The following is a 12,741-nucleotide window of genomic DNA, read 5'->3' as shown; positions in this document are numbered from 1 at the left end:
TGATCGCCGGCTCCCGCACCCCGCGGGGAGGTTTTCCGCCTCGTCAGAGCTCGACGAGCGCCGGAGTGATGTCAAGGCGCAGTCTCGTCAGCATGGACTGGAACTCGTCGAGGGGGTGCTCCTCGGATTCCGTGGCGATGCAGACGAGCCGCCCGGATCCGGGCGTGGCCAGTGGCGCGAACTCTTCCACGACCTCGTCCGCAGGGTCGAAGAGGGTCAGGCCCGGCGCCACCTGGGCGATCGCGGGTGCGAGCCACGGCAAGTGGGTGCTCGACAGGGACAGGCCGCGCAGCCGCGGGTGCTGCTCGCGGAGGGCCGCGATGAACGCGGCGATGGGCTGTTCGACCTTCGCGAAGTCGAGGAACGCCCCGGATTCGACCAGCCCGATGAGACCGTCGGCAGCCACGGCGTGCACGCGGTGCGCCTCCAGGCCCGCGGCGTCCGCGATGAGCCGGCCGAGCGCAGGGCTCTGGATCAGGACGCTCGCCCCGGCCACGACGAGCGTGCTGTCGCCGGGAAGCGAGGCCAGGGCCGAGCGCACGGGCGGAACCACGCCGAGAATCGGCACCCGCACCCGAGCGCGCAGTGGTTCGAGGACCGTCACGCTCGGCGCGTTCGAGGCGAGGATGATCGAACCCGCGCCCAGGGATTCCAGCGCCTGGGCCGCCCGGCCGACGCTGGCCAGCAGCGCCTCCTCGCTTTTGGCCCCGTAGGGGAAACTCGCGCGATCGGCGAGGTACAGCACGTCCTGCCGGGGGTACGCCGCGCGGATGCGGCGCACCAGGTCGTAGCTGCCGATTCCCGCGTCGAAGATGCCGACGGGGCGGTGCAGCGCCTCGGCGCCGGTGAAAGTCTCCACTGTCATCACGAGTCCCGCACCGCGTGCCGGAGGGTCTCGCCGTGCACGTCCTCCAGGGTCACGTCGACCACGAGGTGCTCGGCCACCACGACGGCGCGCACACCCTCGGACACCTTGCTCACCACGGCGGACTCGACCTCCGTGAGATCGCTGTCCGGGGCCACGCTCACGGCGCATTCCGCGCGCCAGCGCACATGTGGGGAGTCGCTGTCCTCGGGCCGGACGTCCACGTAGTTCACCTGGATGCGGGCGATTCCTCCGAACACGTTCCGCACGGCGTCGGCGAGATCCAGCGACGTCACCTTGACCGGTTCGCCACCGTCGGCGGCGATCGCCCGGGTGCTGCGCAGAGGACGGAGGTTCTCGCGGACCGCGCGCATCACGGCGGCGATCGCGCCGTCGTCGTTCGCCTGATCCTCGTCTTCGCTGCGCAGGAGCGTGGCCAGGCCGGTGTCCAGGTCCTTCAGGCGGGCACGCTCGGCGTGGCACCAGGGGCACTGGATTTCGTGGGCATCGGGTGGCCCGTCGAGATTCTGCAGGACGTCATCGCGTGTCCTGCCGCAGGGCAGGGTGCTCATGGCGTCGCCTCCTCTCCAGGATCGGTGGTCAAGGCCGCGCGGGCTCGTGCCAGGCGTCCGCGCAGGGTGGTCTCGGTGCTTCCCATGGCGAGTGCGGCATCCCGGTAGCTCAGCCCGTGCACGGCCACCAGGAGGAACGCCTCGCGCTGTGCGAGGGGCAGGGCGGCCACGCGACTCCACGCCCGCTCCAGTTCCAGACGGCGCTCGGTCTGCTTTTCGGGCTGCGCGTCCTCGGGGGCCGCGAGCTCCAGGACCTGAGCGTCGAGGGAGTCGGCTTTGAGCCTATCCCGCGAACGGATCCTGTCCAGGCAGACGTTGCGGGTGATCGAGTACGCCCAGCCGGTGAAGGCTGCGCGGTCCTTCAGATGGGGGAGCCGTCGCCAGATACGCAGCCAGGCCTCCTGGACGGCGTCCTCGGCTTCCGCCCAGTGCCCGAGCACGCCGCGGGCGAAGCTCCGCAAGGGACCGTTCAGGCGCGTGACGAGGTGTTCGAAGGCGGCCGGATCACCCTCCTGGGCGCGGCCCACCCAGGGAACGAGTGAGTCGGGAACCCCCTGTGACATGTGGCCAGCCTAAGGCAGGATGGGAGTAAGCGGGAGCGGGGTCCCAGAACCCCTCACGCCATGTGATGCAGATCACGGAAATGCCGCGTGAGGATTCCGGTGTCCGCTCCGTCTTCTTCTGTGTCCAGCGTTTTCGACAGCAAGACTGAGAAGCAAGGAGTGACCATGTCGCAGAATGTCAGCCCCGTCGTGAAGCCCACCGGTGAGGAAGCGGAACGCCAGGCGAAGCGCGAAGCAGCGCAGCAGCACGAGCAGCAGCAGGAGACCCGCCCCACGGGCCCGCTGCACACCGACCACGGCAAGACCACCATCGAGGACCGCGTGGTCCAGAAGATCGCCTCTATCGCAGCGCGCGAGGTCCCCGGCGTCTACGCCATGGGCAACGCGGCCCGCCGGACGTTCAACTCCATCGCGGAGCGCATCCCGGGCGCGTCGGCGAACACCGCCGGCGGCGTGAACGTGGAGAAGGGCGAGCAGCAGGCCGCCATCGACGTGACCATCGTCGTCGAGTACGGCTTCTCCATCGTGGAGGTCTCCCAGGACATCCGCGCGAACATCATCTCCGCCGTGGAGCGCGCCACCGGCCTCGAGGTCATCGAGGTCAACGTGGACGTCTCCGACGTGCACCTGCCCGAGGACGACGACGACACCTCGTCCGACTCCGGGCGTGACGAACTGAAGTGACCACCACGGGCAGGGACGGCTGTCCAGGCCGCCCCGCCCGGTGGCCCGTAAGCCGCCAGAGCAAGCTGCCACACAAGGAGCAGACATGAATGCAACACGTTGGGGCCTGGCCGCCGGCATCGTGATCGGCCTGATCATCGCGTTCGGCTCGTTCACCCAGCTGATCGTCGTCGCCTTTTTCACCCTGGTGGGCGGCGCCGTCGGATGGGTGCTGCAGAACCGCACCGATGTGAGCGGATTCCTCAAGCAACGCCGCAGGTGAGCTCATGACCACTCATGAGATCGCGACAGCGGAATCCCGGCCGGACGGCCGGGGCAACACGCACATCCCGGCTGCCGTGCTGGCCAAGATCGCGGCGCAGGCGGCCCGGGAAGTCGACGGGGTCGGCGCGCCCGCAGGCGGAGTCCTGGGCGTGGCGCAGCGACGGGACTTCGACCGCAGGCCACGCGCCGAGGTCGAGATCCTCGGCAGCACCGCGGTGGTGCGACTGGACCTGGGCCTGCGCTATCCGAGCCCCGTCGAGAAGACCTGCGATGCCGTCCGGCAGCGGGTCGACGAAAGGCTCCGGCGTGACGCGGGCGTCACCCGGACCCAGGTGGACATCACCGTGTCCTGGCTGAACCCGGACGACACGAACGAGCGAAGGAGGCTCCTGTGAAGCGTTTCTGGCATGTGCGCCCGGCGCGCACAGTGGCGATCCTGCTCGCCGCGCTGCTTGCGCTGGCCGTCGGCTGCCTCAGCCTGTGGGCCGGGGCGGCACGCCTGTCCAATGGTTCTTGGCCGGACCCGGTCAACGGCTGGCTCTCCCAGCTCGCCGCGGCCGGCTGGCAGGACCCGCTCTGGGTGGGCATCGGCGCCATCCTGGCCGTGCTCGCGCTGGTGTTCCTGCTCGCGGCGGTCCTCCCTGGCGGTAGGGCCACCGTGCTGCTCCAGGGCGACGACGCCGGCGCCGGCCGCGAGGAAGTGCTGGCCGCCGCGGGGCTCTCCGCCCTCGTGCGCGCCGCCGCCGAGCGCGCGGACGGAGTCTCCTCCGCCTCGGTGACGTCCGGTGAGAAGAGTGTGCGCGTCGTCGTGCGCACTCCGGTCCGGACCACCGCGCCCATCCGCGACGATGTCCGGCGCCGCGCGGAGACCGTGCTCGAAAGCCTGCCGCTGCGGCGTGTGCCGCAGGTCCAGGTGCAGGTGCTCAGGAAGGGAGAAGGCTGATGTGGAAGACCCACGGACCCCGGCAGCGAGTGCTGCTGATCCTCGCGGTCCTGGTCCTCGGGGCCGCTGCGGCACTGGTGCTGCTCGGCCGGACCGTCCTTCCCTCCTGGGGTGTGACGGTGCCGGAGAAGCCCGTCGGGCTGATCCCGTGGCAGGGCGATCAGGCGGGAGTCGCGGTCGTGATAGCGGGCGCCGTCCTGGTGTTGCTCGCCCTCTGGGTGATCCTGACGGCGCTGCCCTCGAAGCCCGCCACGCACACTTTCCGTTTCCACAGTGACCGCTCAGGAGGAGCGATGACCCAGATCGACACCGCGGTGATCGCCCGGGCCGCGGAGAACGCCGCCACGTCCCACCCGACCGTGAGCGCGGCCGGAGTCCGCATCAGCGGCAGCGCGAAGGAGCCCGTGCTCTACGCCAAGTACACGCTGCGCTCGGACGCCGACGCCGTGGAGGCGATGGAACTGGTGGAGCAGCGGCTAATCCCCGACATGGAGACCGTGCTGGGCGTGGGCTTCACGCGACGGCACGTGCGGTTCGACGTCTCCGCTCCGGCCAAACAGGATCCGGGGCATCTGAATCTTGCGGGCGCTGCGGCGTCCCACTCCGGCTGACCACGGCCGGACTTTTCACCACCACCTGAAAGAAGAGTAGACATATGGGTTTCATCGGATGGATCATTCTCGGCCTCATCGCCGGCGCCATCGCCAAGGCGATCATGCCGGGTGAGCAGGGCGGCGGCTGGTTCGCGACGCTGATCCTCGGCGTCATCGGCGCCGCGCTCGGCGGCTGGATCGGATCCGCCGTGTTCAACACCGGCATCAACAGTTTCTGGTCGCTGGGTTCCTGGCTGCTGGCGATCGGCGGTTCGCTGATCGTGCTGGTCATCTGGGGATTCGTCACCAAGCGCCGCTCCTGACGCGGCGCAGGCGCCGGGCGGTCATCTGCCCGGCGTCCGGGACCGGAGCTCATCCGGCCCACAAAGAGTTCAAGCATCTGGAGGAAATGAGGTCGTCATGGGAAAGAACATTCTGATCCTGGCCCTGGTCGCCGCGGCGGCGTACCGCATCGGGGTGGTGAAGGCGAAGAAGAGGGACGGGGACTACGAGGATCTCCGTCACCAGGTCGAGCGCCTTCTGACCGGGAACACCACCAAGAAGGTCCGCCGGAAGCTTGCCAAGGTCAGCCGGCAGGGCGCGTGATTGCTGAATCCAGGTGAATCCCTGAAGTCAAGTGATCAGCGCTCCGCGGCCGTGGCGATCCCACGGCGCGGCGGTTGAAGAGGCTGTGGCCCGGGCGTCGCCCGGGCCACAGCTTTCGGTCCGGCGATTCCGCGGCTGCCCGTAGGTTGTTCGCCGGGAATGCATGAGAATTACAACATCATTCGCATCGAAGGAGTGCGGAGAGGTCTGGGCTGAGGGTTTCACTCCCGGCTCGCGCCCCTCACACCCGGACGAGAAGGAGGGACCGATGCAGCGCATCGGATTGGTCTGGAACCCGTCGAAAGTCTCCCGTGAGGACCTGGAAGCGGCGCTCGCCGAATTCCCGGACGCCAAGGTCTCCTGGTGGGAGACCGACCCGGAGGATCCCGGACAGGGCGCCGCGCGGCGAGCCCTCGAGGACGGGGCCGACGTCGTCATCGCCGCAGGTGGCGACGGCACCGTGCGAGCCGTCGCCGAAACGCTCGCCGGGAGCGACGCCGAGGTCCCGCTCGGCATCGTGCCGCTGGGCACCGGGAATCTTCTGGCCCGCAACCTCGGCGTCCCGCTCGGCAGCCTGAAAGACGCGCTCGGGCGCGCGATCGCTGGGGAAGAGCCCCGGAAGATCGACCTGGCCTGGGTCGAGGCCGAGATCGACGGCGTCGCGGAGAAGCACGCCTCGGCTGTCATGGCCGGCATCGGGATCGACGCCCACATGATCACCGAGACCGACGACGACCTCAAGTCCCGTGCCGGCTGGCTCGCCTACGTCGAGGCGATCGGCCGTGCGATCGGCACGAGCGACGTCCTCGACCTCACGCTCACCCTGGATGACGAGGAGCCCTGGGAGACCTCCGCGCACACCCTTCTGGTGGGGAACTGCGGCACCATCCAGGGTGGCATGGTGGTCTTCCCGGACGCGGAGCCGGACGACGGTCTTCTGGACCTGGCCCTTCTCAGCGCGGACGGCATCGGCACCTGGCTCGACACCGCACGGTCCTACCTCTGGGACAACGGGATCCGGAAGTTCATCGGCAAGGAGGAATCCACGGTCGATTCGGACTCGGTGTCCCACCGGCAGGCTCGGCGCCTCACCGTGGAGCTCTCGGAGCCGCGGATTCTGGAGATCGACGGCGAGGACCTGGGCGAGGTGTCCTCGTTCACCGTGAGCGTCCAGGAGGGCGCCCTGACGGTCCGCTGAGGCGGGAGGCGGGCGCGGGGGGCGACGAGGGACCCGAAGGGTCACCTCAGCCTCGACGGCTCCTCGGCGCGTGAATTCGGCGTGGACACCGGTGCCGTATCGCAGCGGATGTTCGCGCCCGACCGCCGGGATTCTTCTGCGGCCCACACGACGCGGTGCGACGCCAGGCTTTCTTCCGGGGAGGAGAGTCGGGTGGAGTCACTGGTTCGCAGTGCATCGAGGAATGCCTGCACGAGGGAGCCGTCGGCGCCACCGTGTCCATCGGCCGCGCTTCCGGTGCCTTCGGCCTCGATATCGATGTGCTCTTTGTGGTTGGTCACGAAGTCGTGGATGGTGATCGATCGCCCGTCGCCTTCGATGCTGCCCGTGGTGCCGAAAACGCGGGTCTTGCGGAAGTCCAGATCAGTGAAGGCAGTGACCGTGAAGGATGCGGTGGCTCCTCCGGCGAACTGGAAGTTCACGACCTGGTGGTCTGCCACGTCGTTCTGCCCCAGGAACACGCATTTGCCGTACGGCCCTTCGCGCAGTGCGCGTTCGATGTTCTGTGCGGTCACGACGGGGTTGAGGACTGCCAGGGGCCAGCGTTCGTAGCTGGGGTCTCCGATGAAACCGCGGTAGATGCGGGTCGCTGAGTAGGCGCAGTCGTTCTGCAGCGGGCAGTCGAGGCACCGTTCGGCGGCCTGGGCGGGTTTGTTCTCGGGACGGAAGTGGTAGAGCCCGCCGTAGGAGGACACTTCCTCCACGGGGCGGCCGACAAGTCTGAGCAGCCAGTCGACGTCGTGGCTTGATTTGGCCATGAGCATGGGGGAGGAGGTGGCCTCCTTCGCCCAATTGCCGCGGACGTAGGAGTGCGCGAAGTGCCACCAGCCGATGGGTTCGAGGTGTTCGACGGAGACGATGTCACCGATGCGGCCGGCGTCGACGAGTCCGAAAAGGCGTTGTGAGTAGTCGCTGTACCGCAGCACATGGCAGACGGCCAGCATGACGTCGTTCTGCCGTGCGGCGTCGACCATGGCTCGTGCTTGTTCTTCAGTGGTGGCCATGGGCTTTTCGACGAGTAGGTGCAGCCCGGCGCCGGCCAGGCCGATGGCAGGCTCGGCGTGCTCCTGGTCCGGGGTGGCGATGACTGCGGCGTCCGCCAGGGCGGTGCCGGTGGCGGCGAGATCCTGCCAGGACGCGAGTTCTTGGATGTTCTGCTGTGGGAGGGCGGATTTCAGGGCGCGCACTCGGGCCGGGTCCGGGTCGATGACGGCGGTGATCCGGGCTCCTTGATCGGCGGCGAGTCTTGCGTAGCTGAGCCCGCGGGAGCCTGCCCCGACGATCGCGATGCGGGGGATGTTCATTGCCCGTTTCCTTCTTTCCGAGTGAGCGGTTGCTTGGTGATGTCGTTGATGAGCCAGCGGTTTCCCTCTTTTACGAGGGTGAGGGTGCGGTGCTGGGTGTAGGGCTTGTTCAGGGCGAACTGGTTGGTGCTCAGGAACCCCGGTTCGGCGCGGACGAAGTCGAAGGTCGCGTCGATTTCGGCGTGTGCGGTTTTCCGGTCGGGCGACAGGGTGGAGACGTACCAGGCGATCGCGAGCGAGCGTGTTTCCAGCTGTGAGGTGGTGAAGAGGTTCTTCGTTTTGCCGGCGTAGTCGTTGCGGCTAAGGGCTGTGGTGAAGGTCTTGGTGTAGATGGTCTCTTCTTGGGCCACGCTGCTCGCCACGTTCGTCGCTGAGCGCTGATCGACGGTTCGAGTATGGAGCGCGACCACTTTCTGGGCGGCCTGAACGTCCGGGTCGTCGTCGGGGACGGATGCTCCTGCTGTTCCGTCGGACTTGGCCAGGTGCCAGATGCTCTGGCCCGGCTGGATGGTCGGGGACAGGGCCGCGGGACTCGGTGACTTGACCAGGGAGGAGCCTGATCCGGTGGGCGCGGTGGCGTTGCATGCCGTGATGCACAGGGCGCTGGCCGCGGCGATCAGGATCACCGTGGCACTGGTGCGGGTTCTCATGGGGTTCTCCTGGGAGGGGTGGCCGTGTCACCATGGCCACCCGTCGAGGGCGTGCCGAGTCAGTTCTGCACGTAATCAAAGGCCCATTGGGCCGACCAGGCGGTGTCCTGGATGTTGCTGTACTGCACGAGGCCGTTGTTGGCTTCAACGTTCATGGCGGCGCCGGTCTGGCGGTTCACGATGCGTTTGTAGCCGTTGAGGTTGTTCAGGCTCCAGTCCGCGGATGGTTGTGTCTGACTCACTGTTCCGACCTGGACGGTGCCGGTGTTCTGCGCGGTGTTCATAAACTCGCCGGTCCACCGGTTCTTCAGGCGCGTGTACCCGTCAGTCGTGGGCACTTCGGTCCACTGGCTGGACCAGTAGGTTGCCGGGACAGCCGAGGATTCAAGGTTGCCGGTACGGTTTTCGATGTTGAGGTACTTGCCGTTCTGCCGGTCCTTGATGCGTTCATAGACGCCCGGGTAGCCGCCGTCTTTGGAGTAGGTGCGCAGATAGTCGACTTGCCAGTTTTTAGGCCAGACGTCGTTGTGCACGCCGGAGCCGGCGTCGGTATAGATGCCCAGGATGAGGCCCATGGCTTCGTTCGGCGCGTCGTTGATGGTCTTGAAGAGTTGCCCGTCGAAGTAGAAGTCGAGTTTCGTCGGGGACCAGTCAAGCCCGTAGGCGTGGAACTCGTTCTGGGTGTCACCGGAGCCTGCGGGCAGCTGGCACACGCATCCGGTCCACTGGGAGACGAAGTTCGGGTCGGACCAGCCGTAGCCCCACTGGCGCCAGGTGCCGGGCGCGCTGAAGAAGGTCTCGAGCATGTCGATCTCGGAGTTGCCGTTTGCGGAACTCTTATCGCCCGTTCCGACCAGCCATAGTGCCTGGTGGCCGCCGCCACCGCCGTTGAACAGCTTGGCTCGCATCTCGATGTAGCCGTACTTCATGGTGTAACCGTTGAACGATTCGTGGTGGTCATTGGGCATGGTGTTGTTGAACCGGTGCCACCAATCGGCGTCGTAAGTCTGGATGCTGGAGACCTTCACCGTGCTGTCGTAGGTGGGGTTCCAGGCTGGAGTGTCCGGGTCGATCCGTTCGTTCAGCACGCCGTTGGAGATCGTGTAGCGAGCCTTGGCATTCTCCCGATTGGAGGTCCAGTGTGGGAGGTAGTAGTCCATCCACTTCGTGCTGTCCAGGGTGGTTCCGTTGAACTCCTCGTCAAAGGACAGGGTGTACCCGGGTTTGGTCAGGGGGCTGGGTGGTGTGTCGCTGGCGTGGGCCGCTTGGCTGACTCCCATCAGGGTGCCGGCGGAGAGCACGCCCGTGAGCAGGACGGCGAGGTGCTTCTTCATTGATGCTTACTCCTCAGTGATCTATTGCTGGAACTGCTTCTTGCATGTCCGCCGGCGTGCCCGGTGGGCTCGGTCGGCGGGTGCTTGGGGTCGGTCCTGGGGGTTACCGGACGGCCCCTTGCAGGAACCCGCGAACTAGTTGCCGCTGGAAGATGGCGTAGACGATCACCACAGGGATGACGACGATGATCGTTGATGCGCTCAACAGGGGGATGTCTTTGCCGTACTGGGTGACGAACTGGCCCAGGCCTGCCGGTGCGGTTCGTCGGCTGGGGTCCTGGATGAGGACCAGAGCCAGCAGGAACTGGTTCCACGCCCACATGAAGTAGAGCAGCGCCAGGGTGGCCAGGGCCGGCTTAGCCGTGGGCAGCAGGATCCTGACGAAGACGGTGAAGGCCCCAGCCCCGTCCATTTCTGCCGCCTCGGTCAGTTCAGTCGGGAGGGAGTCGAAGTGTGACCGCATCCAGAAGATCCCGAAGGGCATGAATACCCCGATCAGCGGCAGGATCAGCGCCCAGTAGCTGTCCAGCAGCCCGGCGGCGCGCAGACCGTAGTACAGGGGCAGCACGATCGACTCCAGGGGCAGGGTCAGACCGAGCAGCAGCACTGCGACGACGACGCTGCTGCCGCGGAAGCGGTACCGCGAGAGGGCGTATCCGCCCAGCGTGGCCAGGATGAGGCCCAGAGGGACCACCCCGATCACGACGATGCCGCTGGAGAGGAAGAGTTTGGCGAAGCCTCCCACGCTCCAGGCGGTGGCGAAGTTCTCCCAGTGAGGTGTTTCAGGCCAGGCCAGGCCGGTGACGGGGGTGCCCGGTTCTTGCACTGAGGCGAAGAAGATGGAAATCAGGGGGACGATGGTCAGGGCGACTGCGGCCAGGAGAACGATCGCCGTGGTGAAACGCGTCGCGCGAGTCATCGAGTGTCCTTCGGTCGAGCAAACAGATTGATGATGATCACGACGCCGTAGACGATCAGACTCAGGGCGACAGACAGGGCCGAAGCCAGGCCGACCTTGTTGTAGCTGAAGGCGAGGCGGTAGATCTCCACGCCGGGGACCATCGTGGAGGTCCCGGGGCCGCCGAGGGTCATCACGTAGATGATGTCGAAGCTGGCCAGCGCGGCGATCACGGTGACCGTGGCGGCGACACCGATTTCACCACGGAGCTGCGGGATGGTGATGGAGAAGAACTCACGGACCGGTCCGGCGCCGTCCAGGCGTGCCGCCTCGTACAGGCTCTGATCGATGCGCTGAATCGCCGAGGAGAACAGCACCACGCACAACCCGGTACCGACCCATGCCCCGACGAAACCGACGGCCGGGAAGGCCCAGTCGAAGTCGCCGAGCCACGGCCGGGCGGCCGAGTCCAGCCCGACGGCGCGCAGCAGGGAATTGACCAGCCCGGCGTCGCTGTAGATGGATTTCCAAGCCACGCCCACGGCGACCAGCGGCAGGACCTGTGGCAGGAAGATCAGTGCCCGTGCCCAACCCCAGCGGCTCTTGGCGTCGCCGGCGACCAGAGCGGCGATCACCAGCCCGCAGCAGATCGGCAGTACGGAGAAGAAGACGATGAGGCCGAAGGCGTGGGTGAGGCTGGCTGCTTGTTCCGGGTCGGTGAACACCGTCACGTAGTTCTGCAGCCCCACCCACGTCGCGGCGCCGATGCCGTCCCAGTCGTACAGGGAGTACCACACCGAGTTCAGCCACGGGATGATGACGAAGACGAGGTAGAAGAGGAGCGCCGGGGCCAGGTACAGCCAGGCGACGTTCCCTCTCCAGAAGGGTGTTCCTCGACGACGGTGGACGGATCGGCTCACTTGTGGCTGCCCGCCCAGTCGGTCTGGATCGCGGCGAGAACCTTATCGACCGTGGTCTTGTTCGACACGAGTTCCTGGGTCTGCTGAGTCAAGGTGTCGTTCATCGAGGCGGTGGCGTTGTTGTTGAAGCTGACCACACCGTTGGCCTCGGTGACAGTTCCGTAGGCCTGGACCAGGTCCTTCTGCAGGCCCGGCTTGGCCGTGATGGCCTTGGTGTTGAACGGCAGGAAACCGGCATCGAAAGAGGCCTGCGCGGCGGCATCCGAACGGAGGAAGTCGAGGAACGCCGCGGCGGCGTTCGGGTGCTTGCTCTTGGCGGAGATCGCGTAGGCGGTCGAGCCACCGATGGCGGTGGGAGTGGCGCCCGGGAACACCATGAACCCTGCCTTAGCGCCTAGCGCCTTCTCGATGGCGGCCGCGTCCCAGTTTCCGTCGATGAGGAAGGCACCCTTGCCCTGACCGAACTTGGTGACCGCGCCCTGCAGGTCCGTAGCGTTGGCATCTGCGGGGATCAGGCCCTGCGCGGCGAAATCCTGCAGCTTCTGGGCCCCCTCCCGGTTGCCCTTGGTGTCGAAGGTGGACCCGGACTTCCCCAAGGCCCACGCGTTCGCCGGCTCCGCGCCGTCGATGCTTTGCCCGACAGCCTGGACCAGGAAGGAGGCGTGTCCCTGAGCATTACCCAGCTGCAGCGGCGCCAGGCCGGTGTCCTTGGCCTTTTTCAGATCCGCAGTGAACTCATCCAGCGTCTTGGGGGGATTCGTGATGCCGGCCTTGGCCAGCAGATCCTTGTTGTAGTACAGCCCGACCACACTGCCGGAGGTGGGCAGGGCGTAGAGCTGATCACCGCCGAGGCTGACCTTGTCCGCGCCAACCTTCCACTGTCCCAGAAGGGTCGAGGCGACCTCTGTGTCCCAGTGATAGAGATTCGCGTATTCGTCGAGATTGCGCACCAGACTGTTCTTGGCGCTGTTGCCCATCATGTTCAGCAGTGCGACGTCGGGCGAGCTGTTCGAGGCCAGGCTCAGTGCCAGCCCCTTGTTGTAGTCGTCGAAGGTCGTCTTCGTGACTTCGACTTTCACGTTCGGGTACTTCTTCTCAAAGTCAGGGATGATCTTCGCCAGCGGCGCTCCCGACTCAGGGGTCGAAGTGACCGTCAGGGTGACCTGCTCTGCACCGAGCGTGGTCGAGGGCTTCTCGGTGTCTCCTGCGGCCGGAGCGCTTCCACCTGGCGCGCAGGCGGAGAGGCTGATGGCCAGCAGGGCACTCATCACAAGAGGGGTGGTAGATCGGGACTTCATGGTCGGCTCC

General features: G+C 66.7%; 17 protein-coding genes. 8 read left to right on the top strand and 9 right to left on the bottom strand.

What is annotated here, in order from left to right:
• Nucleotides 1-43 precede the first annotated feature (43 nt).
• The 3 genes from AB6732_RS12170 to AB6732_RS12160 are packed head-to-tail and all read right to left on the bottom strand — an operon-like array spanning nucleotide 44 to nucleotide 2,000.
• Nucleotides 44-865: a glutamate racemase gene (locus AB6732_RS12170; protein WP_370960217.1), complete on the bottom strand. Its 822-nt coding sequence runs from the start codon at nucleotides 863-865 to the stop codon at nucleotides 44-46.
• Nucleotides 865-1,437 carry a hypothetical protein gene (locus AB6732_RS12165; protein ID WP_370960216.1) on the bottom strand — a complete coding sequence of 191 codons (573 nt, stop codon included), beginning with the start codon at nucleotides 1,435-1,437 and terminating at the stop codon, nucleotides 865-867. Before AB6732_RS12165 ends, AB6732_RS12170 begins: the two co-directional genes overlap by 1 nt.
• On the bottom strand, nucleotides 1,434-2,000 hold the full coding sequence (locus AB6732_RS12160; RefSeq protein WP_370960215.1) for an RNA polymerase sigma factor: 567 nt from the start codon (nucleotides 1,998-2,000) through the stop codon (nucleotides 1,434-1,436). The genes AB6732_RS12165 and AB6732_RS12160 overlap by 4 nt, the downstream gene beginning before the upstream one ends.
• 165 nt (nucleotides 2,001-2,165) lie before the next feature.
• On the opposite strand from AB6732_RS12160, the gene AB6732_RS12155 reads away from it, so the two are divergent.
• The 8 genes from AB6732_RS12155 (at nucleotide 2,166) to AB6732_RS12120 (ending at nucleotide 6,288) form a co-directional block, all read left to right on the top strand.
• The gene (locus AB6732_RS12155) at nucleotides 2,166-2,684 is read left to right on the top strand and encodes an Asp23/Gls24 family envelope stress response protein (RefSeq protein ID WP_370960214.1); all 519 of its coding nucleotides are present in this window, start codon (nucleotides 2,166-2,168) and stop codon (nucleotides 2,682-2,684) included.
• A gap of 85 nt (nucleotides 2,685-2,769) precedes the next feature.
• Nucleotides 2,770-2,946 carry a DUF2273 domain-containing protein gene (locus AB6732_RS12150; protein WP_107004201.1) on the top strand — a complete coding sequence of 59 codons (177 nt, stop codon included), beginning with the start codon at nucleotides 2,770-2,772 and terminating at the stop codon, nucleotides 2,944-2,946.
• A gap of 4 nt (nucleotides 2,947-2,950) precedes the next feature.
• Nucleotides 2,951-3,343 carry an Asp23/Gls24 family envelope stress response protein gene (locus tag AB6732_RS12145; protein WP_370960213.1) on the top strand — a complete coding sequence of 131 codons (393 nt, stop codon included), beginning with the start codon at nucleotides 2,951-2,953 and terminating at the stop codon, nucleotides 3,341-3,343.
• Nucleotides 3,340-3,891, top strand: coding sequence for a DUF6286 domain-containing protein (locus AB6732_RS12140; RefSeq protein ID WP_370960212.1), 552 nt, complete (start codon nucleotides 3,340-3,342; stop codon nucleotides 3,889-3,891). Before AB6732_RS12145 ends, AB6732_RS12140 begins: the two co-directional genes overlap by 4 nt.
• Nucleotides 3,891-4,502, top strand: a complete 612-nt coding sequence (locus AB6732_RS12135; RefSeq protein WP_370960211.1) for a hypothetical protein — start codon at nucleotides 3,891-3,893, stop codon at nucleotides 4,500-4,502. Before AB6732_RS12140 ends, AB6732_RS12135 begins: the two co-directional genes overlap by 1 nt.
• A 44-nt stretch (nucleotides 4,503-4,546) precedes the next feature.
• Complete coding sequence (locus AB6732_RS12130; RefSeq protein WP_307498188.1) at nucleotides 4,547-4,807, top strand: GlsB/YeaQ/YmgE family stress response membrane protein; 261 nt, start codon at nucleotides 4,547-4,549, stop codon at nucleotides 4,805-4,807.
• Nucleotides 4,808-4,904: 97 nt separating this feature from the next.
• Nucleotides 4,905-5,090, top strand: a complete 186-nt coding sequence (locus AB6732_RS12125) for a hypothetical protein (RefSeq protein ID WP_370960210.1) — start codon at nucleotides 4,905-4,907, stop codon at nucleotides 5,088-5,090.
• Between the two features lie 268 nt (nucleotides 5,091-5,358).
• Entirely contained in the window at nucleotides 5,359-6,288 is a 930-nt protein-coding gene (locus AB6732_RS12120) for a diacylglycerol kinase family protein (protein WP_370960209.1), read from the top strand.
• A 41-nt stretch (nucleotides 6,289-6,329) separates the two neighbouring features.
• Here AB6732_RS12120 and AB6732_RS12115 read toward each other — a convergent pair whose 3' ends face one another.
• From AB6732_RS12115 to AB6732_RS12090, 6 genes are all read right to left on the bottom strand, one after another.
• Nucleotides 6,330-7,631, bottom strand: coding sequence for a Gfo/Idh/MocA family protein (locus AB6732_RS12115; RefSeq protein WP_370960208.1), 1,302 nt, complete (start codon nucleotides 7,629-7,631; stop codon nucleotides 6,330-6,332).
• Complete coding sequence (locus tag AB6732_RS12110; RefSeq protein ID WP_370960207.1) at nucleotides 7,628-8,281, bottom strand: hypothetical protein; 654 nt, start codon at nucleotides 8,279-8,281, stop codon at nucleotides 7,628-7,630. The genes AB6732_RS12115 and AB6732_RS12110 overlap by 4 nt, the downstream gene beginning before the upstream one ends.
• A 59-nt stretch (nucleotides 8,282-8,340) precedes the next feature.
• The gene (locus tag AB6732_RS12105) at nucleotides 8,341-9,615 is read right to left on the bottom strand and encodes a family 16 glycosylhydrolase (protein WP_370960206.1); all 1,275 of its coding nucleotides are present in this window, start codon (nucleotides 9,613-9,615) and stop codon (nucleotides 8,341-8,343) included.
• A gap of 103 nt (nucleotides 9,616-9,718) precedes the next feature.
• Nucleotides 9,719-10,534 carry a carbohydrate ABC transporter permease gene (locus tag AB6732_RS12100; RefSeq protein ID WP_370960205.1) on the bottom strand — a complete coding sequence of 272 codons (816 nt, stop codon included), beginning with the start codon at nucleotides 10,532-10,534 and terminating at the stop codon, nucleotides 9,719-9,721.
• Nucleotides 10,531-11,433 (bottom strand): carbohydrate ABC transporter permease, encoded by a 903-nt coding sequence (locus tag AB6732_RS12095; RefSeq protein WP_370960204.1) that lies wholly within the window; start codon nucleotides 11,431-11,433, stop codon nucleotides 10,531-10,533. Before AB6732_RS12095 ends, AB6732_RS12100 begins: the two co-directional genes overlap by 4 nt.
• The gene (locus tag AB6732_RS12090) at nucleotides 11,430-12,731 is read right to left on the bottom strand and encodes an ABC transporter substrate-binding protein (protein WP_370960203.1); all 1,302 of its coding nucleotides are present in this window, start codon (nucleotides 12,729-12,731) and stop codon (nucleotides 11,430-11,432) included. Before AB6732_RS12090 ends, AB6732_RS12095 begins: the two co-directional genes overlap by 4 nt.
• Nucleotides 12,732-12,741 lie beyond the last annotated feature (10 nt).

Origin of the sequence: Arthrobacter sp. RCC_34 (genome assembly GCF_041360795.1) — a bacterium.
In the GTDB taxonomy this organism is placed as follows: Bacteria; Actinomycetota; Actinomycetes; order Actinomycetales; family Micrococcaceae; genus Arthrobacter_E.
This window is presented reverse-complemented; position numbering and strand designations above follow the sequence as displayed.

Bases quoted from the DNA above. Each gene is read 5' to 3' on its own strand.
- AB6732_RS12170 (WP_370960217.1), bottom strand. From the start codon at position 865: ATGACAGTGGAGACTTTCACCGGCGCCGAGGCGCTGCACCGCCCCGTC.
- AB6732_RS12165 (WP_370960216.1), bottom strand. From the start codon at position 1,437: ATGAGCACCCTGCCCTGCGGCAGGACACGCGATGACGTCCTGCAGAAT.
- AB6732_RS12160 (WP_370960215.1), bottom strand. From the start codon at position 2,000: ATGTCACAGGGGGTTCCCGACTCACTCGTTCCCTGGGTGGGCCGCGCC.
- AB6732_RS12155 (WP_370960214.1), top strand. From the start codon at position 2,166: ATGTCGCAGAATGTCAGCCCCGTCGTGAAGCCCACCGGTGAGGAAGCG.
- AB6732_RS12150 (WP_107004201.1), top strand. From the start codon at position 2,770: ATGAATGCAACACGTTGGGGCCTGGCCGCCGGCATCGTGATCGGCCTG.
- AB6732_RS12145 (WP_370960213.1), top strand. From the start codon at position 2,951: ATGACCACTCATGAGATCGCGACAGCGGAATCCCGGCCGGACGGCCGG.
- AB6732_RS12135 (WP_370960211.1), top strand. From the start codon at position 3,891: ATGTGGAAGACCCACGGACCCCGGCAGCGAGTGCTGCTGATCCTCGCG.
- AB6732_RS12130 (WP_307498188.1), top strand. From the start codon at position 4,547: ATGGGTTTCATCGGATGGATCATTCTCGGCCTCATCGCCGGCGCCATC.
- AB6732_RS12125 (WP_370960210.1), top strand. From the start codon at position 4,905: ATGGGAAAGAACATTCTGATCCTGGCCCTGGTCGCCGCGGCGGCGTAC.
- AB6732_RS12120 (WP_370960209.1), top strand. From the start codon at position 5,359: ATGCAGCGCATCGGATTGGTCTGGAACCCGTCGAAAGTCTCCCGTGAG.
- AB6732_RS12115 (WP_370960208.1), bottom strand. From the start codon at position 7,631: ATGAACATCCCCCGCATCGCGATCGTCGGGGCAGGCTCCCGCGGGCTC.
- AB6732_RS12110 (WP_370960207.1), bottom strand. From the start codon at position 8,281: ATGAGAACCCGCACCAGTGCCACGGTGATCCTGATCGCCGCGGCCAGC.
- AB6732_RS12105 (WP_370960206.1), bottom strand. From the start codon at position 9,615: ATGAAGAAGCACCTCGCCGTCCTGCTCACGGGCGTGCTCTCCGCCGGC.
- AB6732_RS12100 (WP_370960205.1), bottom strand. From the start codon at position 10,534: ATGACTCGCGCGACGCGTTTCACCACGGCGATCGTTCTCCTGGCCGCA.
- AB6732_RS12090 (WP_370960203.1), bottom strand. From the start codon at position 12,731: ATGAAGTCCCGATCTACCACCCCTCTTGTGATGAGTGCCCTGCTGGCC.